General features: G+C 58.0%; 17 protein-coding genes and 1 pseudogene. 12 read left to right on the forward strand and 6 right to left on the reverse strand.

Annotated features, from left to right (window positions below; genetic code table 11):
* The first annotated feature begins 207 nt into the window (after window positions 1-207).
* The 4 genes and pseudogenes from ruvB (at window position 208) to CIK95_RS03285 (ending at window position 3,892) form a co-directional block, all read left to right on the forward strand.
* Entirely contained in the window at window positions 208-1,245 is a 1,038-nt protein-coding gene (gene ruvB / locus CIK95_RS03275; protein WP_022311211.1) for a Holliday junction branch migration DNA helicase RuvB, read from the forward strand.
* Window positions 1,242-1,688 carry a pantetheine-phosphate adenylyltransferase gene (gene coaD / locus CIK95_RS03280; RefSeq protein ID WP_094389222.1) on the forward strand — a complete coding sequence of 149 codons (447 nt, stop codon included), beginning with the start codon at window positions 1,242-1,244 and terminating at the stop codon, window positions 1,686-1,688. Before ruvB ends, coaD begins: the two co-directional genes overlap by 4 nt.
* Window positions 1,685-2,104 (forward strand): annotated as a pseudogene (gene ybeY, locus CIK95_RS13275) (rRNA maturation RNase YbeY); the annotation flags it as partial. The gene coaD and the pseudogene ybeY, both read left to right, overlap by 4 nt.
* A 51-nt stretch (window positions 2,105-2,155) precedes the next feature.
* Window positions 2,156-3,892 (forward strand): alpha-amylase family glycosyl hydrolase, encoded by a 1,737-nt coding sequence (locus CIK95_RS03285; protein ID WP_173849859.1) that lies wholly within the window; start codon window positions 2,156-2,158, stop codon window positions 3,890-3,892.
* 180 nt (window positions 3,893-4,072) lie between these two features.
* On the opposite strand, the gene CIK95_RS03290 is transcribed toward CIK95_RS03285, so the two are convergent.
* A complete protein-coding gene (locus CIK95_RS03290; protein WP_158215070.1) occupies window positions 4,073-5,095 on the reverse strand; it encodes a helix-turn-helix transcriptional regulator in 1,023 nt (340 codons plus the stop codon).
* A gap of 438 nt (window positions 5,096-5,533) precedes the next feature.
* Between CIK95_RS03290 and CIK95_RS03295 the strand changes: the two genes are divergently transcribed.
* From CIK95_RS03295 to CIK95_RS03330, 8 genes are all read left to right on the forward strand, one after another.
* Window positions 5,534-7,111, forward strand: a complete 1,578-nt coding sequence (locus CIK95_RS03295; protein WP_158215071.1) for a hypothetical protein — start codon at window positions 5,534-5,536, stop codon at window positions 7,109-7,111.
* Between the two features lie 80 nt (window positions 7,112-7,191).
* Window positions 7,192-10,272 (forward strand): SusC/RagA family TonB-linked outer membrane protein, encoded by a 3,081-nt coding sequence (locus CIK95_RS03300; RefSeq protein WP_094389218.1) that lies wholly within the window; start codon window positions 7,192-7,194, stop codon window positions 10,270-10,272.
* Window positions 10,273-10,285: 13 nt separating this feature from the next.
* Window positions 10,286-11,686, forward strand: coding sequence for a RagB/SusD family nutrient uptake outer membrane protein (locus CIK95_RS03305; RefSeq protein WP_094389217.1), 1,401 nt, complete (start codon window positions 10,286-10,288; stop codon window positions 11,684-11,686).
* Window positions 11,687-11,693: 7 nt separating this feature from the next.
* A complete protein-coding gene (locus tag CIK95_RS03310) occupies window positions 11,694-12,152 on the forward strand; it encodes a Calx-beta domain-containing protein (RefSeq protein WP_022310115.1) in 459 nt (152 codons plus the stop codon).
* Window position 12,153: 1 nt separating this feature from the next.
* Complete coding sequence (locus CIK95_RS03315; RefSeq protein WP_094387607.1) at window positions 12,154-13,668, forward strand: hypothetical protein; 1,515 nt, start codon at window positions 12,154-12,156, stop codon at window positions 13,666-13,668.
* Window positions 13,665-15,167 carry a calcineurin-like phosphoesterase C-terminal domain-containing protein gene (locus CIK95_RS03320; protein WP_094466245.1) on the forward strand — a complete coding sequence of 501 codons (1,503 nt, stop codon included), beginning with the start codon at window positions 13,665-13,667 and terminating at the stop codon, window positions 15,165-15,167. Before CIK95_RS03315 ends, CIK95_RS03320 begins: the two co-directional genes overlap by 4 nt.
* Before the next feature lie 83 nt (window positions 15,168-15,250).
* On the forward strand, window positions 15,251-15,571 hold the full coding sequence (locus CIK95_RS03325) for a metal-sulfur cluster assembly factor (RefSeq protein WP_094387609.1): 321 nt from the start codon (window positions 15,251-15,253) through the stop codon (window positions 15,569-15,571).
* Between the two features lie 12 nt (window positions 15,572-15,583).
* Window positions 15,584-16,348: a UDP-2,3-diacylglucosamine diphosphatase gene (locus CIK95_RS03330; protein WP_022310111.1), complete on the forward strand. Its 765-nt coding sequence runs from the start codon at window positions 15,584-15,586 to the stop codon at window positions 16,346-16,348.
* Between the two features lie 84 nt (window positions 16,349-16,432).
* On the opposite strand, the gene CIK95_RS03335 is transcribed toward CIK95_RS03330, so the two are convergent.
* From CIK95_RS03335 to CIK95_RS13550, 5 genes are all read right to left on the reverse strand, one after another.
* On the reverse strand, window positions 16,433-17,488 hold the full coding sequence (locus tag CIK95_RS03335) for a cell wall metabolism sensor histidine kinase WalK (RefSeq protein WP_022310110.1): 1,056 nt from the start codon (window positions 17,486-17,488) through the stop codon (window positions 16,433-16,435).
* On the reverse strand, window positions 17,485-18,162 hold the full coding sequence (locus CIK95_RS03340; protein ID WP_022310109.1) for a response regulator transcription factor: 678 nt from the start codon (window positions 18,160-18,162) through the stop codon (window positions 17,485-17,487). Before CIK95_RS03340 ends, CIK95_RS03335 begins: the two co-directional genes overlap by 4 nt.
* Before the next feature lie 18 nt (window positions 18,163-18,180).
* Window positions 18,181-18,597, reverse strand: a complete 417-nt coding sequence (locus CIK95_RS03345; RefSeq protein WP_022310108.1) for an EamA family transporter — start codon at window positions 18,595-18,597, stop codon at window positions 18,181-18,183.
* Window positions 18,598-18,674: 77 nt separating this feature from the next.
* Window positions 18,675-19,295, reverse strand: coding sequence for a DsbA family protein (locus CIK95_RS03350; protein WP_022310107.1), 621 nt, complete (start codon window positions 19,293-19,295; stop codon window positions 18,675-18,677).
* Between the two features lie 179 nt (window positions 19,296-19,474).
* A complete protein-coding gene (locus CIK95_RS13550; protein WP_256387368.1) occupies window positions 19,475-19,609 on the reverse strand; it encodes a hypothetical protein in 135 nt (44 codons plus the stop codon).
* Between the last annotated feature and the right edge of the window lie 23 nt (window positions 19,610-19,632).

Genomic DNA, 19,632 nt, shown 5'->3' on the forward strand with positions numbered 1-19,632 from the left:
CGGCTGTCGCCGTGAAGTTAGGCTGCGTCTCTGCAATAAAAATAAACGAGTTTATTTTGTATTTCGCTCGACTTGCGCACTTTACGGCTGTCGCCGTGAAGTTAGGCTTCGTCTCGGCAATAAAAATAAACGAGTTTATTTTGTATTTCGCTCGACTTGCACTAACTTTGCACCATACATTATTAATTATTAAAATAAGACTATACATTGAGAGACGATTTTGATATACGGGAGGAGTCGATGTCTTCTTCTGAGAAGGAGTTCGAGAACGCGCTCCGACCACTTCGCTTCGGCGATTTCTCTGGCCAGAAGAAGGTAGTCGAGAACCTTGAAGTTTTTGTCGAGGCAGCCAAGTACCGCGGCGAGCCCCTCGACCACACCCTCTTGCACGGCCCTCCCGGACTGGGTAAGACCACGCTGAGCAACATCATCGCCAATGAGTTGGGAGTGGGATTCAAGATTACCAGCGGCCCCGTGCTCGACAAGCCAGGCGACCTTGCCGGCATACTCACCTCTCTCGAACCCAACGATGTGCTCTTTATCGACGAGATTCACCGCCTTTCGCCCGTGGTCGAGGAGTATCTGTACTCGGCGATGGAAGACTACCGCATCGACATCATGATAGACAAGGGTCCCTCAGCCCGCTCCATACAGATAGACCTCAATCCCTTCACCCTCGTGGGAGCCACCACCCGCAGCGGCATGCTCACTGCCCCGCTGCGCGCCCGCTTTGGCATCAACGCCCACCTGGAGTATTACGACCCCGAGACCCTGAAGCGTATCATCAGCCGCTCGGCGGGCATCCTGCGTGTGCCCATCGACGATGATGCCGCCCTGGAGATCAGCCGACGCTCGCGCGGAACGCCCCGTATCGCCAACGCCCTGCTGCGGCGTGTGCGCGACTTCGCCCAGGTCAAGGGCAACGGACGCATCACCACCGAGATTACCCGCTTTGCCCTCAGTGCGCTCAATATCGACCAGTATGGTCTCGACGAGATTGACAACAAGATACTCCTCACCATCATCGACAAGTTCCGCGGCGGACCCGTGGGACTCTCCACCATCGCCACCGCCATCGGCGAAGACATGGGCACCGTCGAGGAGGTCTACGAGCCCTTCCTCATCATGGAGGGATTCATCAAGCGTACTCCCCGTGGCCGCGTAGCCACTCCATTAGCTTACCAGCATCTGGGCCGCAACCCTCTGGGTGGCGAACCCCTCATGCAAGACTTGTTCGGACAATGAAGACAGCACTATTCACAGGCACTTTCGACCCCTTCACCATCGGCCATCACTCTGTGGTGACGCGCGCCCTGCCCCTCTTCGACCGCATCGTCATCGGTGTGGGCGTCAATGAGCGCAAGCAGACCCGGCTCAGCGCCCAGGAGCGTCGCGAGGCCATCGAGCGCCTCTATGCCGATGACTCCCGAGTCGAGGTAGTCACCTACACCGGTCTCACCGTCGAGCTCGCCCATAGCGTGGGCGCCTCGTGCATCCTCCGCGGCGTGCGCTCTGTCGCCGACTTCGAGTATGAGCGCCAGCAGGCCGACCTCAACCGCCGCATCGGCCACATCGAGACCCTCCTGCTCTATGCCGAGCCCGGTATGGACAGCATCTCGTCGAGCGCCGTGCGCGAACTCGAGCATTTCGGTTATCCTACAGACTCTTTTATTCCCCATAAGCAATGATTACATACAATGTAGAGGGCGTGCGCATGCCCGCCATAAAGAAGCGCGCCACCAATGCCTGGATCAGGGCCGTAGCTGCCAGCCACGGACGTCGTGTGGGCGAGGTGGGATATATGTTTGTTGACGACGAGAAGATACTCGAGGTCAACAATGAGTACCTCGGTCACAACTATTATACCGATGTCATCACCTTCGACTACGATGAAGACGACGTCATCAACGGCGACATTGTCATCAGCCTCGACACCGTGCGCTCCAATGCCGAACTCTTCGGCAAGACCTACGACGACGAGCTCCACCGTGTCATCATCCATGGCATCCTCCACCTCTGTGGCATCGATGACAAGGGTCCCGGCGAGCGCGAGCTGATGGAAGCCGCCGAAAACCGTGCCCTCGCCCTGCTCAGCGACATGCAGCGTCAGGGCAGAGGCTCCCAGCCCCGCTCTGGCTTGCTTTATCCTTCTTCCATGAAACGACAGTTTCTCCCCATCCTGCTGGCGGCATTTCTTGCAGCCTCCGGCGTCCAGGCCCAGCCATCCGCCAAGGGCCCCGAATGGCTTTCACGCGCCATTTTCTATCAGATATACCCTTCTTCCTTCCAGGATAGCGACGGCAACGGCATCGGCGACCTGCCCGGCATCATCTCCCGCCTCGATTACATCCAGTCTCTTGGCGTCAATGCCCTTTGGCTCAATCCTGTCTATGAGTCCGGGTGGTTTGATGGTGGCTACGACATCATCGACTTTTACCGTATAGACCCCCGATTCGGTACCAACAGTGACATGGTGCGTCTCATCGACGAAGCCCACAAGCGCGGCCTGCGCGTGTGCCTTGACCTGGTAGCCGGCCACACCTCCGACCGTTGCCGGTGGTTTGTCGAGTCGGCCACCGCCGACCCCAACAGCCGCTACAGCGATTACTACATCTGGCCCGACTCCATCTCTGCCGACGAGCGCGAGCAGATACGCCTCCGCCATGCTTCTGCCCATCCCGCCAGCGACACCCGTGGCCACTATGTCGAGAGCCCCTATCCCCGTGCCCGCTACTATATGAAGAATTACTTTGAGTGCCAGCCCGCCCTCAACTATGGCTACGCCCACCCCGACCCCTCCTGTCCCTGGGAGCAGGCCGTCACCGCGCCCGGTCCGCAGGCTGTGCGCCGCGAGCTGCGCAACATCATGGCGTTCTGGTTTGACAAGGGAATCGACGGGTTCCGTGTCGACATGGCGTCGTCGCTCGTCAAGAACGACCCCGACCGCTCTGCCATCCGCCAGTTGTGGCAGGAGATGCGGCAGTGGCGCGACAGCCACTACCCCCATTGCGCCCTCATCGCCGAGTGGGCCAACCCCGCCATGTCCATCCCCGCTGGCTTCGATGTCGACTTCTTCATGCACTTCAACCGCCCCGGTTACCCCTCTCTCTTCTTCGACCGCGACACCCCTGCCGGCAGCCGTTCGCCCTTTGAGTACAGTTACTTCAACCGCAACGGCCGTGGGCGCATCGACCAGTTCATCGACAATTTCTCCGAGTGCTACCGCCTCACCCGCGACCGTGGCTACATCGGTCTGCCCACCGCCAACCACGACTTCCAGCGCCTCCGTGCCGGCAGCCGCAATACCCCCGACCAGCTGCGCGTGGCCATGACCTTCCTGCTCACCATGCCCGGCATACCCTTTGTCTACTATGGCGACGAGATAGGCATGCGCTACCAGCCCGACGCCCCCGATGTCGAGGGAGCCACCGACCGTGCCGGTAGCCGCACCCCCATGCAGTGGGAGCCAGGCCCCACTGCCGGCTTCTCCACCTGCGCCGTCGACAGCCTCTATCTGCCTGTCTCTACCGATGGCGGTCTCCTCACCGTCAGAACCCAGGAGGCCGATCCCCGCTCGCTGCTCCACTACGTGCGCCATCTGCTTCGTCTGCGCCGCGATGTGCCTGCGCTGGGCAATGATGCCGGCTGGACGCTGCTCAGCGACAAGATGCGCCCTTACCCCATGGTCTACCGCCGCTCCACAGCCGACGATGTCTGCATCGTCGCCGTCAACCCCTCTGCCGCCAGTGTGAGCGCCTCCATCCCCACGCTCTCGGCGCCAGTCGAGGCCATCGCCCAGAGCGGCAAGGTCAAGTACAAGCGCGGCGCCACCACCGACCGCATCGTTATGGGCCCCGTCTCGGCTGTCGTCTACCGTCTTTCCCGCCCTTAGCCACCGTCACCATACAAGTATGGGGGATGACAAACCGCCTTTTCTGGCGAGGATGTCATCCCCCATATTCTTTTCGTAAGTTTTGCTGTCGTTGAGGCTCCAGCCGCTTGTCGCTTCAGTCCTCCGCCGGAGACCACTGGTGGTACTGGCTGTTGTCTTTCCTTTTCTTAGGGGCGGTTTTTACCCCCCCCCGTCGGCCTCGCTCTGCAGGTTAATTCTGTATTCACTCGGCGACATGCCCGTCTGCTCACCGAATACACGGTAGAAGGTCTGCACGCTTGCCATTCCGCACTCCTGCGATATCGCCTCTATCGTGTAGTCAGGGTGCAGTTGCATCAGTTCGATGGCTGCATCTATGCGCAGAGAGTTGATATAGTTCTTGAAATTGGTGTGTACGTAAGTCTTGAACAGGTTGGCAAACTTGTTTTTGGGCACATAGACCTCTTTGATTATGTCTTCGCGCGAGAGGTTGGGGTTCAGATACATTTTCTTTTCCACGATAGCCTTCATAATCTGGGCAAACAGATGGTCTTCTTCTGTCGCCCCCGGGCGCATCAGCCACAGTTGCACAGCCGACTGGTCGCGTGGCGCTTCCACCAGTTCACCTCTCTCATAGCCGTAGAGCAGTCGCTTGTAGCGCTGCAGTCGTCCCAGTATCTGCATCTGCGCCTTGTCCTTGCGGCGGGCCCTGTGTATGTAGTACGAGAGGAAGCCTGTGGCCATCACAGCGTAGATGAGCGCCAGCGCGCAAGCCACGGCGAGCACATAGTCGATGTCGTAGTCGTCGCCCTCGTCCTCTGCCGCCTTTACCGGTGCTTTCGTCACCGCTTCGGTCTTCCTTTGTCGTGTCTCCCTATTGTTGGGCTGAATTTCCGACCGTGTTGCCTTCTTGCGGTTAATCATCATGATGCGGTAGCTTATGTAGGTGGCTTCCTCGTAACGCTTCATCATGCGGTAACACTCAAATTGAGGAGCCAGAAACACTACGATGAAGCTCGCTGTCAGCGTGTCGTTGTTTGCCGCATACGTCTTCTCGGCTTTCTGAAGCAGCTTCAGCGCCTCTTCATACTCCCCCCTCTCGATGAGTCGGTTGGCCTGGCTGCTCATAATCACGCTGTTGGCCTTGTCGTCCTCGCGTTGCTGCGCATACAGGTTGTTGGCAGTCATGAGGAAGATTATAATCAGTAGTCTCAGAGTGTACATGTGTGTTCTATTACGGATAAACAGTTCTCTTTGGATTGTAATTCTTACAAAATTAGAAAAAGATATCCTATAAACCGTTGTTTTTACATTATTTAAGAGTATCTCCTTCTGTTTTGCAGTCATCTTCATGTTTTTTGCGAGACTTGAAACCATCATTTCGCGTCGTGCAATACTGGTTTCGCATCGTGCATTATCCGTTTCGTGCCTTGAAATATAGATTCAGACCATCCCGGCGCAGCCCGCGGCGACCCCGCCCGTATCGCGCGTGCCCGCCCTGCTTCCGACAAGGGTCATCGTCGGCGCCCGAATTCACACTTTTTGTATGAAAAGTCGATAAATAATCAAGAAATGTACATAAAAACGGCGAAAATCTAACAAAAAATCATAAAAGTGCGTGAAATTATGTATCTTTGCATGGTCAATAGCAACTACAGGCATATGGAAAAGCTACCCGAGAGTAACAGTAACCGTTGGCCGAGGCCCGTCCAGATGCGCGGTGAGACACCTCGCACAGGATTGTTGGCGCTTCGCCGAGGCTGTAGGTGCATCGCTTTTCTTGCCGCTTGCTGTTTCGGTCTTACGGCTACAGCCCAGAACCCTTCAAGTTATGTTCCCACGAAGGGCGAGATAGTCTTCAGCCTCTACCAGTCGTCAGAGGGAAAGCCTATCCACACCCGGCCGAGCAACCCCTTCACCTCCCATCGCCGTGCCAACCAGTTCTACATAGACCTGGACAACGCCCAGGTCATGCAGACCTACGACGGGCTGGGCATAAGCCTTACCGACGCGTCGTGCTGGCACCTCTCGCAGTTGCCCCAAGCCCGTCGCGACAGCCTGTTGCGTATGGTCTTCACCGCCGACGGGCTCAATATGTCGATGATACGCCTCAACTGCGGTTCGAGCGACTATGCCACCCAGCCCTACAACTATGACGACCATGCCGGCGACGAGCGCATGCGCCACTTCAGTATCGGCCGCGACGCCATCTACATGATACCCGTCATCAGAGAGGTGCAGCGGCTGCGCCCCGACATCTTCACCTTCTCCTCGATGTGGAGTGCACCGGGGTGGATGAAGGACTCGGGGCTCATGTATGGCGGCAGCCTGCTCGACCGCTGGCTTCCCGCCTTTGCCAACTACTGGGCCAGCTATCTCAACGCCTATCGTGCCGCCGGCGTCAGGGTCGATGCCATCACCGTGCAGAACGAACCTATGACCGACCAGCAGGGCTTGAGCGTAGCCACCCTCGTGTCGGCTGCGCAGGAGGCCAAGCTCATCTCCCGCCTGCTCCCCGACGCCTTTGCCCGCTATGGTCTCACTCCCCAGATATGGATGCTCGACCACGACTACGACTATGCCGACAGAGTCTTGCAGACCCTCGCCGCCCCGGGCGTGCTGGAGCATACCGGCGCTGTGGCATGGCACCCGTACACGGGCAATGCCCGCGAGATACTGGCTGTGCGTGAGCGTTATCCCGACCTCAAGTTCCATCTCACCGAACGCGGGCCCGCCATCAATGAGCGCGACGTGCGCGACGAGAAGTGGTGGACCGACATGGTCTTCGACGCCTTCAACTGCGGTTGCAGTTCGTTCAGTGGCTGGAACCTCCTGCTCGACGAAAACGGCACCCCCAATATCGGTCCCTTCGGCTGTGGCGGCCTTGTCACCGTCGACAGTTCCACCGGCGCCCTCACGCCCGACTGTATGTGGACGGTGCTGCGCCATATCGGCCCTTACGTGAGCCGTGGTGCCCGGGTCCTCGACATAACCCCCACCCAGGCCGAGCACTGGGTAAGGATGGCGGGCGAGAAAGACGCCCATATGCGAAAATACAACGTACTGGCTTTCCGCAATCCCGATGGCAGCCATGTCATCGTTATCGGCGGCGGACACTACAAGTGGCCCCGCCAGGTCAATGTCAAGTATCGTGACCAGTATATGACCGTGCAGCTGCCTATGGGCACATGGTCCCTGACCACCATCGTCATCCCCGCTGCTGGGGACATGGCGTCGTGACACTTAGCACAATTAATGTATGACCCTGCATCGACGAGCGTCGGTGTATGGTCCAAGTCGAATTCAGTTTATATAATGTTATGAAGAAGATTGTTTATTTATTCTTGCTTCTCATGCTTGCTCTGGCATACCCGTCGGTATCGATGGCGTCGCCCACAGGCATGGAGACAGGCACCGACCAGGATGGCAACAATTCCATCTCGGGTATCGTGACCGACCAGAATGGCGAGCCGCTTGCCGGCGTTACCGTGCTGCAGCGTGGCACCCAGAACAAGACCATCACCGACCTCGAAGGCCGCTACACCATCCGTCTCAAGGCGGGTAGCGGGCGTACTCTCGTCTTTACCTATATCGGTATGGTGTCGCAGACCATCCCTGTCAAGGGCAGCGTGGCGCGTGTGATGATGAAGGAAGACGCCACCGCTCTGCAGGATGTGGTGGTAATCGGCGCCTATGGTACCGCCCAGAAGCGCAGCGACCTCGTGGGTAGTGCCTACCAGGTCAACGCCGACCAGCTCAAGGGCTTGCCCCAGCAGCGCCTCGACGTGATGCTCGACGGACTCATCCCCGGTGTCAAGATAGACCCCAATACCGCCGACCCCGGCAGCCCCCGTACCCGCTACGAGGTTCGTGTGCGCGGTGAGGCTTCGCTCAACGCCTCCAACGAGCCCCTCTGGGTTGTCGACGGCACGCCCATGTACACCGGCGACCGCACCAACCTGATGCCCGGTACCAGTTATACCGTGAGTCCGCTGTCATTCCTCAACCCCGAAGACATCGCCTCTGTGACCGTGCTCAAGGACGCCACCGCCACCTCTATCTACGGTGCCGACGGAGCCAATGGCGTAATCCTCGTCACCACCAAGAAGGGCCGTCAGGGCAAGATGCGCATTACCGTCAATACCCAGTATGGCATCGCCCATATCGACGAGAGCACTGCCCCCAAGGTGCTTGGCGCCAAGGAGTGGCTCTCGCTGGCTCGCGAAGCCTACGCCAACTCGGGCAAGGACATGCGCACCTTCCCCTTCCAGGACAATGAGCTCAACCAGTACTCCACCACCGATACCGATTGGCGCGACGTCTTCTACGACACTGGTACCACCTTCCTTACCAATGTGGGTGTAAGCGGCGGCAACCAGAAGTCAGACTACTACGTCTCGGGCCAGTACTACCAGAACGACAAGACCGTCAAGGGCAATACCCAGCAGCGTCTGTCGCTCGCCACCAACATCAACCTCAAGCTCAACAAGCGCCTCAAGGTGGGTGTCGACATCTCAGCCTCTTACAACAACAACGACCTCTTCGCCCTCGGCCGCGAGTATTATGAGCTGCTGCCCATCTATTCGCCCTACAATGCCGACGGCACTCTGCGCCTCTACAATATGGAGGTCGACGGTCTCAATGCCGACGGCACTCCCCACTTCACCAAGAAGCGCTTCATCAGCAACTCAGTCCTCGAGCGCGAGCAGAACGACAACAACCAGAAGACCTGGTACCTGCGTTCCAACTTCACGCTCAAGTATGAAATCCTCAAGGGCCTCACCTATACAGGCCAGTTTGCCTACGACTACAACAGCACCCTCGAAGAGACCTACAGTTCGCAGAAGAACTGGACCGGTATGGACTCCGACGGCACGCCCATCGGCTATGCCCGCCGCTCATCCGTAGACATCACCAACTGGAATACCATCCACCGTCTCAACTTCAACCGCACCTTCGGCCGTCACTCCGTGTCAGCCCTCGCCGGTTTTGAGGCCGGTTCGCGCGACTACACCACTATGTATGTCACCGGTTCGGGTTTCATCAACGACAATATCCGCGACGTGAGCCAGGCCAACACCACCAAGGGCTACAACTCGAGCAGCCGTCGACGCAAGGTGTCGCTGCTGGGTCAGGCCACTTACTCCTACGACCACCGCTACTACCTCACTGTCAACGCCCGTAAGGACGGTAACTCCCAGTTTGGCAGCGATGTGCGCTGGGCCAACTTCGCCTCTGTCGGCGCTTCGTGGAACGTGCACAACGAGAAGTTCTTCAACATCCCATGGGTCAACGTCCTCAAGCTCAAGGCCAGCTATGGTGCCAACGGTAACTCACGCCTCGGCTCTCAGGAGTCGCAGGGTACCTACGTCTACAGCAGCTCCTACTCCTACAACGGCGAGCTCGGCGGTGTGCTCGGCACTATCCCCAACAGCCGTCTGAGCTGGGAGACCACCTATATGACCAACCTCGGTCTGCGCCTGGCTGTGCTCAACCGCATCGACTTTGAAATCGAGTATTACCACAACCAGACCAAGAACCTCCTGAGCCGTCTGCCCATCTCGCTCCTTACCGGCGACACCCGTGCCTACCGCAATGTGGGCGAGATCGTCAACAAGGGTATCGAGATCAACCTCACCACCCGCAACTTCGTGCCCAAGAAGGACGGCGACTTTGCCTGGACCACCGACTTCAACCTCGCCCACAACCAGAACCGTCTCACCAAGTCGTACAACGGCACCCAGGTCAACTTCGGCGAAATCTCCTGGATAGAGGGACAGGACACCAAGACCTACTACATGGTGCGCTGGGCAGGTGTAGACCCCCTCGACGGCAGCCCCATGTGGTACGATGCCAACGGCAACATCACCAAGGTCTATGACAGCACCAACAACCGCGTGCGTGGCAAGAGTGCCAATCCTACCGTCACCGGAGGTATGACCAATACCCTCAGCTACAAGAACTTCTCGCTCCGCTTCCTGCTCAACTACCAGTTTGGCGGCTACGCCTACAGTTCGTTTGCCAGCATCATGAACTCCGACGGTTACAATGTGCTGAGCTACAACCAGGCCATCGAGCAGCGCAACTACTGGCGCAATCCCGGCGACATCGCCATGAACACCCGTCCTCAGGCGGGCGTCTCTACCGGTTCGTCGCGCACCTCTACGCGCTATCTCTACAAGAAGGATCTGGTGCGCCTGCAGAACGTGGTGTTCACCTACCAGCTGCCCCGCAGCCTCGTCAATGGCTGGAAACTCTCCAATGCCTCGGTATCGCTCATCGCCGACAACCTGTTGGCCTACAGCCCCTACTCAGGCAGCGACCACAACTCCTACAAGACGCTCATGAGCGGCTATCCGCTCGAGCGCACCTTCACCCTGTCACTCAATGTCGGATTCTAAACCCAGTATCACAATGAAGAAAACTATTATATATGTCGCTTTAGCGATGGTCACTCTGCTCACCTCGTGCGACGGCTTCCTGACCGTCGATGAGAAGGGCAAGGCCACCATACCGTCGTTCCTTTCCGACCCACGCGGTCTGCGTGCCGGTCTGTTGGGTGCCTACACCCAGTACTACAACAGCTACGACAACGAGTTCTTGAAGTATCCCGAGGTAGCAGGCAATATGACTTCGCTCAACCTCTCCTCCGGATCGTCCATGCTCGACCAGTACAACTATGTGCCCAACCCCGTGTCGGCTACTACCTCCTATTACATCTGGTACCGTATCGGCGAGGCTGTAGCCAATGCCAACAACATCATCAAGTATGCCCCTGCCGTGGCTGCCGACTATCCCACCCAGAAAGATGCCATCGACAATATCCTGGGTCAGGCCCTCGTGCTGCGCGCGCTCTGCCACTTTGACCTCGTGCGTGTCTACGGCCAGCCCTACAACTACAGCGCCGATGCCTCTCATCTCGGTGTACCCAAGGTAGACCGTCCCCTCGGCCCCAACGACATCCTCGGCCGCAGTTCGGTCAAGGACATCTACGCCTTCATCCTCGAAGACCTCGGCAAGGCTGCCGCCCTGCTCAGCGACAGTCACGCCGCCGATGTACACTACGTGTCGCTCCAGGCTGTCAATGCCATGTACTCGCGCGTCTATCTCTATATGGAAGACTGGGACAACGCCCTCAGGTATGCCCAGCTCGCCCTCAACGGCGAGAGTCTGGCGCAGGGTGCCGACTATATCAATATGTATGACAACCTGAGCACCCGTGGCGAGGCCATCCTGCGCCTGAGCGGTGCCGACCTCACCGGCCGTCAGAAGGAGTTCTATGCCAGCGAGTGTCTGCCCGCCGACACGCTGCTCTCGCTCTACGACGCTGCCGACCTGCGCCTGCAGCTCATCCACAAGGACGGTGTGAAGCAGTGTGTCAAGTACACCGCCACCACCATCCCCGACAATCAGCCCAAGCGCGAAGACCCCATCGTCTTCCGTCTCTCCGAGATGGTGCTCAATGCGGCTGAGGCTGCCTGCCACATCAGCGGCAAGCAGGGCGATGCCCGCCAGTATCTGCGCCAGTTGCTCGAGCGCAACGTGGGTGCCGAGAAGGCTGCCCAGGTGCTCGACGCCACCGCCGATGGCGACCTGCTCGCCCTCGTGCAGCGCGAGCGCGTCAAGGAGCTTTGCTTCGAGGGCCACAACTTCTTCGACATCACCCGCTGGAAGCAGAACCTCGTGCGCGAGCACAACACCAACTCTACCGTGCGCTCGCTCGCTTACCCCAACGATCTCTTTGTGCTGCCCATCCCTCAGTATGAGCTCGACGCCAATGAGAATATGAAGCCCAACCCCACTGTAAACAAGTAGAAACGTCATGAAGAAAATCATAGTAATGCTCCTGGCTCTTGTCGCCCTGTGCGGCTGCCAGAAAGAAGAGTTCGAAGGCTTTGATATGCCCTTCGTCAAGGTGACAACCACTACCGGCGCTTCACAGACGGTGGTGCTCTCCAATGTAAACAATATCAATACCTACGTGGTGTCGGTAAGCAGCAAGATGCTTACCACCGCCCTCGTGGTCAACTACGAGATTGTGGTGGGTGACGGTCTGCAGGAAGGTGTCGACTACGAACTCGTCACCACCGGCAACCAGCTCACCTTCGAGCCCGGTATCTACGACATGCCCATCCGCATCAAGTGGCTTGCCCATCCCGTCGATGAGACCAAGGACAATACCCTCACCATCCGTCTCACCGGCAACAGCCAGAACCTCCATTTGGGTGTTCCCGGTCCCGATGGTCTCCAGAAACAACTTGTAATCGAAAAAAAGAACTGATATGAAACACTTAGGATATATCATAGCGCTGCTGGTGGTGATGCTTGTCCCCGCCGCCTGTACAGACAGCAACAATTATGTATATAATGATGTCAACGCCCCCGCGATGCTCAGCTTCGGTTTCTACAAGGCCGACAACCCCGGTGTGCTTGGCTCCGACTATGTGGTAGAGCTCACTGCCGACCAGACAGGTGGCGCCGCCACCCAGACCGTAAGCGTGGCGCTGCCTCCCACGGTAGAGAAGGACAACCTCGTGGCACGCTTCACCACCAGCGAGGGCACCACCGTCAAGGTGGGTGGCGCCGAGCAGGTAAGCCAGACCACCGCCAACGACTTCAGCCAGCCCATCGACTACATCCTCACCCGTGGCAGCGTGAGCCGCCGCTGCGAGGTCACCGTCACCAAGGCTTCGCTCCGCTGGGTTGAGACTGCCCAGGTGGCAGGCATCACCACCTACGGCAACCCCGTGCTCAAGATTAGCCCCGTAGACCAGAAGCCCTACATCGGCTTCAAGACCCGTGCCGGCAACTCTGCCACCGCTGCCAACCACAGCACCGTGCTCACCCTGGGCGACGACGGCGAGTGGACAGCCGTGGGCGGCGAAGGTTTCGGCCACACTGTCAACTCTTCTTACTTCGACTTCGACATCGCCCCCGACGGCACACTCTATGTGGCTTATGCCGACCAGCAGGCCACCGTGCTCAAGAACGGTATGAGCGTGATGAAGTATAACGGCAGCGACTGGGAGTTTGTAGGCACCGACAAGGGCCTGCTCAAGGCAGTGTCCAACTATGTGGGCTTCTGTGCCCTCGACGGCGAGCTTGTGGGCGCCCAGGTCAACAACTCTTCCAAGGCCGACTATCCCAACCGTACCCTCGTCGTGTCCAACTATAAGGACGGAGCCTGGAACAGTCAGGTGCCCGGCGCCATCACCAACCAGGTGTATATGGCCAATGTGGCTGGCGGCAAGGACGCTGCCTATGTCATCAGCATCAACCGCGGCGCTGTCAATGGCGTCAACTATGGCTACAACGTGCTGCGATACCAGGGCGGAGAGTGGACACCGATGATTGTCAACTATCTCGAGCCCGGCAATGCCACCAACAACATCGCCATGATAGGCGTCACCGTGACCGCCGACGGCACCCCCTACATCTGGACTATGGACGACGCCAGCGGACAGCTCGGCGTGCGCGTCAAGTATTATGACAAGACTCAGGACGCCTGGCTCACCCTCGGCGGCAACGTGCTGCCCCTCGGATTCACCCCCGACCGCCATACCGAGGTGGCCCTCGACACAGCCCCCAACGGCACGCCCTATGTGGTCTATACCAACACGCTCGACCAGGGCTTCCCCTACATGATGTATCTTGACCCCGACACCCGCCAGTGGAGCAATCCTGCCAAGCTCGCCGACCTGGACGCTTCTGGACTTAACCTCAAGTTTACCTCCGACGGTGTGGGCTATGTCACCTTTACCAACAGCAATCACTTGCATACATTACGTACCGAATGACAAAGACTTTTTCAACCTTATTGATACTCGTGCTCTCGGTAGTGGAGGCTGCGGCGCAGCCCACTGCCGGGGGCAGAGTGTTTATAGACGCCAATGGCAACGGGCGCTACGACCGTGGTGAGACGCTGCTTGCCGGTATTCCCGTCTCCGACGGCTGCCGTGTGGTCACTACCGACGCCAAGGGCCGTTACCGCATCGAGGTGGGCGAGGGGAGCAGCCTCTTTCCCATCCTGCCTGCCGGCTACACCATGCAGGGCCACCGCCTGGTCAACAGTGCCTTCGTCTATCCCGCCGTTGCCGGCTCCCGCCACGACTTCGCCCTCGTCACCAAGCCCGTGAGACAGCGCTTCAGACTCAACGCTATCGGCGACATCCAGGTAGGCAACTCCCAGGAGCTGGAGTTTGCCTCGCGCACCATCCTGCCCGAGCTCATGACCAAGGACAGCACCGATGTCAATATTTTCCTTGGTGACCTGGTCAACAACAACCTCGCCCTCTATCCCCACCTGCAGCGCATGATAGCCCAGTTGCCCTCGCGCTCCTATACCGTGGTGGGCAATCACGACCGTGACGCCGACAGCCTGCTCTGGCGCCAGACCGCCACCTACAGCGCCTCCTTCGGCTCGCCGGTCTATGCCTTCAACGAGGGCGACGTGCACTTCATCGTGCTCAACAATGTCTATGGCCGTGGCGCCCGTGGCTATGAGGACCGTGTGAGCGAGCGCCAGCTCCAGTTTGTGCGTGCAGACCTCGCCCATGTCAGCCCTTCACGCCTGGTAGTGCTGGTGATGCACATCCCCCTCGCCGTGACCCGCAACCGCGACGAGCTCTTCGCCGCCGTGGGAGCGCGCCCCGTGCTGGCCCTCACCGCCCATCTCCACCGCGTGATGCGCGACTTCCACCGCTACGACGGCCGCACCATTCCCGAGTTGGGCGTCGGCGCCACCTGCGGCTTCTGGTGGGTCGGCGAGCGCGACTGGGAAGGCGTGCCTATGGCACTCCAGCAGGGCGGCACTCCCCGCAACTACTTTGTGCTCGACTTCGACGGTCCCCGCTACACCTTCCGCTGCAAGGGCGTGGGCCTCGACGACCACCGGCAGATGACGGTGCATGTCGTGGGCATAGACAGCCTCGACCACCGTCTGCGCGACCTTCGCGATGTGGCTCCCCGCCAGGCCCTCATCACCGTATGGGGCGGCTGCGACTCCACCCGCGTGCGCTGTCGCGTCGATGGTGGCGCCTGGACGCTCTGCCAGCGTGCCGACGTGCTCGACCCCAATGCTGCCCGTGTGCGCGAGCAGAACCTCTCCAAGGGTTATCCCACCCCCTACAGCCGCCGCAACCCCATCCGCCATCTCTCTTCGCCCCAGATATGGTCGCTGCCCCTCAGCGAGGCTCAGTGTAAGGGTGCCCATGTCATCGAGGTCCAGGCCGACGACAGCTACGGACTCCGGGCCCACGCCCTGCGCCCCTACTGCTATGTAGAGCCCGCCCGCTGACGCCGCTGCCGAAAAAACAAGCTGAAAAGTTTTGTCCTTTGGGCCTTTTCCACTAATTTTGTCGTATCAATCAATTCACAGCTATGACACAAGAAGAGAAAACCCAAATAGAGGAGCGCATCGTGGAGGTGCTCAAGACCGTGTACGACCCCGAGATACCCGTAGACATCTGGAACCTCGGCATGATATACAAGATAGATGTCAAGGACGACTACACCGTAGACCTCGACATGACCTTCACCGCCCCCTCGTGCCCCGCCGCCGACTTCATCCTCGAAGACGTGCGCACCAAGGTCGAGAGCCTCGACCAGGTCAAGACCGCCAATGTCAATCTGGTCTTCGACCCCGCTTGGGACCAAAGCATGATGAGCGAGGAGGCGAGGGTTGAGCTCGGCTTCGATTAAAACGGAATGGTTATGAAGAACGTCTATTTCCTCTCCGATGCCCACCTGGGCTCGCTCGCCATCCCCCACGCCCGTATGCAAGAGCGCAGGCTGGTGCGGTTTCTTGACAGCATCAAGGACAAGGCTGCTGCCATCTACCTCTTGGGCGATATGTTTGATTTCTGGAACGAGTACCGCTACGTGGTGCCCAAGGGCTACACCCGATTTCTCGGCAAGCTCTCCGAACTCACCGACAGCGGCGTAGAGATACACTATTTTACCGGCAACCACGACCTCTGGACCTACGGCTACCTCGAGCAGGAGTGTGGCGTCAAGGTTCACAAGTCGCCCATGACCACCGAGATTTACGACAGCGTCTTCTACATGGCCCATGGCGACGGTCTGGGCGACCCAGACCCCAAATACCGCTTCCTGAGACGCGTTTTCCACAGCCCTCTGTGCCAGCGGCTGCTCAATATGATGCATCCGCGCTGGGGCATGTGGCTCGGGCTCAACTGGGCCAAGCACAGCCGACTCAAGCGAGCCGACGGCCACGAGCCCCCGTATATGGGTGAAGACCGCGAGTATCTCGTGCGCTATGCCAAGGACTACCTCGCCACCCACAAGGATATAGACTACTTCATGTTCGGCCACCGCCACATCGAGCTCGACCTGATGCTCTCGCGCAAGACCCGCCTCATGATACTCGGCGACTGGATATGGCAGTTTACCTATGCCGTCTTTGATGGCGAGCACATGTTTATGGAGACCTATGTTGAGGGCGAGAGCCAGCCTTGACCCTTCCCCGAGAATTACATTTAACCAGATGCGCCATATATGCAGCGTGGTAACTGTTGCCACTGCATATATGGCGCATTTTCATTATACAAACCTTATTATAAAGCTGTGGATGCCTTCATGGTATTGGTATTCCACGCTCCAGCCATGATAGTCGCATATCGCCTTGACGATGGCGAGCCCCAGCCCGTTGCCGCCCTTCTTCTGCGTAGGGCGGTAGAACCGGTCGAAGATATGTTGGCCCGACAGTTTGGGTTCGTCCGACGTGTTGGATATGTACAAGGTGCCAGCGCCGATGCAGATGGTGATTTTCCCGTTTTCGTTGCAGTGCCTTACAGCGTTTACTATCAGATTGCTCATCATGCTCTCCAGCAGCGCACTGTTGGCCTGGACATACAGAGGTTGTGGCGAATACTGCCGTATGATATGCAGGTGGCCCGATATGCTCTCGAGCAGAGGCAGCAGGTTGTCGATAAAGGTGTCGAGTCTTATGCACTCGCGGGTGTCAAACTGTTCGTTGTCTATCTTTGCCAGCAACAGCAGATTGCGGTTCAGTCTTGACAGCCTCGAAATCATGTGGAAGAGGTCTTGTATTATCTCTGCCTGTTCGGCTGTCAACTCTGGCTGCTGCATGAGCAGCTCGAGTTTTGCCTGGAATATGGCTATGGGTGTCTGCAGTTCATGCGAAGCGTTCTCGGTGAACTCTTTTTGAGCCTGATAGCTGTCTATGTTCTTCTTCATCAGCCGCTGCAGCGACTCGTTGAGTTCTGCAAACTCCTTTATGTCTGTCTTTGGCAGTTCTATCAGCTTGGCCTGTTCCAGCTTGAAGGGCTCTATACTTCTGAGAGTGGCCTCGAATGGACGCCACAAGTTCTTGGATACGACTCGCATGGTCAGCACCACGCCCACGCTCAGCAGCACTGTGATGAGTATATACTGCAGCATGATGCCCGTCACGATGTCTTCTTCCAGGTCGAACGCCGGTAGGCTCTCTCCGGATTTGACTGCCTCGATGAGGTCTTCCATGTCCTCGGCGTAATAGTTCTTGGTGAGGTAGTAGAACGCAGGTGCAGCCAGTGCAAACAGTACGGCGATGCACAAGATGAACTGCGTCATAGACTTTCTGAGCAGACTTGTCATAATTCTATCCATTTATAGCCCATGCCATAGACATTCTGTATGCAGTTGGGCATACCTGTCTGAGCGAGTTTGGCCTTAAGGTTCTTGATGTGAGTGTATACGAAGTCGAAGTTGTCCATCATGTCGGCAAAATCACCGCTGAGATGCTCGGCTATTGCTCCTTTGGACAGCACCCTGTTGCGGTTGCCGATAAAGAAGAGCAGCAGGTCGTACTCCGACTTGGTGAGCGTCACAGGCCGACCGTTGGCCTCGACGCTCTTTTCGAGCAGATTAATTTTTATGCCATTGTTCTCGAGCGTATTGCTGGCTCCAAACTCCTTGCGGCGTATGATGGCGTAGACACGCATACCGAGTTCGGCCAGATGGAAAGGCTTGGGCAGATAGTCGTCAGCCCCAATCTCCAGCCCCTTGACCTTGTCGTCGAGCGAGTCCTTTGCCGACACGATGATGACGCCGGCAGGGTTGTTACGACGCTTGATGTCGCGCAGTATGTCGAGTCCGCTGCCGCCGGGCAGCATCAGGTCCAGCAGCACACAGTCGTAGTCGTAGCCGCGCACCTTTTCCAGAGCTTCGTTGTAGTCGAAGGCCTGCTCGCACAGGTATTTCTCAGATTTCAGATAAGTCACAATGCTGTCAGACAGCTTGTGCTCGTCTTCTACTATCAGTATTTTCATCTTCTTTATTGTTTATCCTTATTTGTAAAGCATCATTATGCTGCCCGCCGTTATGAACAGGGCGCCCACGATGACCCTCGCGCTGACGGTCTCCTTGAGAAATATCAGCGCCAGGCCGATGGTGATGACCACACTCAACTTGTCTATCGGCGCCACCCGCGCCACATCGCCCGTCTGCAGCGCCTTGAAGTAGAAGAGCCACGACAGCCCCGTGGCTGCTCCCGATAGTACGAGAAACAGCCACGTATGGGCCGTTATGCCTTTAGCCTCGCCGACATGGTTGCCAGCTACGACGATGCCCCATGTGATGCACAGCACTACACTGGTGCGGATGGCGGTGGCCAGGTCCGAGTTGATGTCCTTTACTCCTATCTTGGCGAAGATTGCCGTAAGCGCGGCAAACAGGGCCGACAGCAGTGCATAATATTTCCACATAGTCTATGTCATTAATTGTTATTGACAAATATACGGCGCAATTTTGGGGAAAGTCTGTAGAACCTCCCATTTTTCTGCTATTTGCCGTTCTCTGCCGGTTGGGCCAGGAAGTACACGCGCGAGTTGGCCGCTCCGTCCCTTCTCAGTACCCCCGTCTCGGTGAAGTGGCGCAGCCATTTCTGCGCAGTCGTCTCCCTCAACTTGAATTCCGTCTTCAGTACGCGCGCCGTGATGGAGCCGTTGGTGGCGATATAGTCCTTGATTTTTGCCAGCAGTTCGGCTTCGGTGTACTGCCGCGACCGGGTGGAGTATCGGGCACGTTCAAATCGCGCGTTGCGCTTCACGCGGGCGAGCAGTCTGGCTTCGGGGCGAAACTTGATGCCGTCTACCTTGATTTGGTTGCCCCTGACCTTGTCGTCGGCAGCGTCGTCGGCCTTGTCGAGCCTTGCGCCCAGCGAGAAGTAGCCTATGCCGGGCAGATGGAACCGCGTGCCCCCGGAGAGAGCGTGGGCCATGCAGTCGCCGAGGGTGTCGAGCACGCCATGCAGCGCTCCCGGAGTCAGCATGGTGTGGTTGCGGATGTGTTCTTCCAGTTGGTTAGGGTTCAAGGGCGCATTCTCATAGAGGCGTACATATCTGCGGTCTCTTCCGGTGCCCTCCGAGTTTTTGATAGATTCGATGTTGTACTTTATGTTCATTGTAATAGGTATTAATTGCCGCCAAAGTTAACAATTAATACCCAATCCACCAAATTGTCGATGGCCGTAAGAGCCGTTTTCTGTCATCGTTGCCGATGCGCTTCGGCCGGCATCGGCATCGCCGTTGTCCGACAGCGACATTGATACCGTCTGAAGCGGATGTCGATACCGTCCGATACTCATCGACGGGCGTAGTCGCCGTGGCGGCGATGCTGGTGGCAGCAGTCTGCGCTGCGGCTCACGCTGTCTTCAAAGTCTGCCACTCTTGTCGTGTGGGGCGTGGCTGTCGGCGTGTTGCCGGCTGCCGTGTCCATAGGGCTGTGGCCCACCGACTTGT

The sequence above is a fragment of the Prevotella sp. P5-108 genome (assembly GCF_002251385.1).
GTDB lineage: Bacteria > Bacteroidota > Bacteroidia > Bacteroidales > Bacteroidaceae > Prevotella.

Excerpts from the sequence above, each read along its gene's own strand:
- CIK95_RS03285 (WP_173849859.1), top strand. The coding sequence starts at position 2,156 with ATGAAACGACAGTTTCTCCCCATCCTGCTGGCGGCATTTCTTGCAGCC.
- CIK95_RS03345 (WP_022310108.1), bottom strand. The coding sequence starts at position 18,597 with ATGTGGAAATATTATGCACTGCTGTCGGCCCTGTTTGCCGCGCTTACG.
- CIK95_RS03295 (WP_158215071.1), top strand. The coding sequence starts at position 5,534 with ATGGAAAAGCTACCCGAGAGTAACAGTAACCGTTGGCCGAGGCCCGTC.
- CIK95_RS03350 (WP_022310107.1), bottom strand. The coding sequence starts at position 19,295 with ATGAACATAAAGTACAACATCGAATCTATCAAAAACTCGGAGGGCACC.
- CIK95_RS03320 (WP_094466245.1), top strand. The coding sequence starts at position 13,665 with ATGACAAAGACTTTTTCAACCTTATTGATACTCGTGCTCTCGGTAGTG.
- CIK95_RS03325 (WP_094387609.1), top strand. The coding sequence starts at position 15,251 with ATGACACAAGAAGAGAAAACCCAAATAGAGGAGCGCATCGTGGAGGTG.
- coaD (WP_094389222.1), top strand. The coding sequence starts at position 1,242 with ATGAAGACAGCACTATTCACAGGCACTTTCGACCCCTTCACCATCGGC.
- CIK95_RS03290 (WP_158215070.1), bottom strand. The coding sequence starts at position 5,095 with ATGTACACTCTGAGACTACTGATTATAATCTTCCTCATGACTGCCAAC.
- CIK95_RS03335 (WP_022310110.1), bottom strand. The coding sequence starts at position 17,488 with ATGACAAGTCTGCTCAGAAAGTCTATGACGCAGTTCATCTTGTGCATC.
- CIK95_RS03315 (WP_094387607.1), top strand. The coding sequence starts at position 12,154 with ATGAAACACTTAGGATATATCATAGCGCTGCTGGTGGTGATGCTTGTC.
- CIK95_RS13550 (WP_256387368.1), bottom strand. The coding sequence starts at position 19,609 with ATGGACACGGCAGCCGGCAACACGCCGACAGCCACGCCCCACACGACA.
- CIK95_RS03310 (WP_022310115.1), top strand. The coding sequence starts at position 11,694 with ATGAAGAAAATCATAGTAATGCTCCTGGCTCTTGTCGCCCTGTGCGGC.
- CIK95_RS03330 (WP_022310111.1), top strand. The coding sequence starts at position 15,584 with ATGAAGAACGTCTATTTCCTCTCCGATGCCCACCTGGGCTCGCTCGCC.
- CIK95_RS03300 (WP_094389218.1), top strand. The coding sequence starts at position 7,192 with ATGAAGAAGATTGTTTATTTATTCTTGCTTCTCATGCTTGCTCTGGCA.
- CIK95_RS03305 (WP_094389217.1), top strand. The coding sequence starts at position 10,286 with ATGAAGAAAACTATTATATATGTCGCTTTAGCGATGGTCACTCTGCTC.
- CIK95_RS03340 (WP_022310109.1), bottom strand. The coding sequence starts at position 18,162 with ATGAAAATACTGATAGTAGAAGACGAGCACAAGCTGTCTGACAGCATT.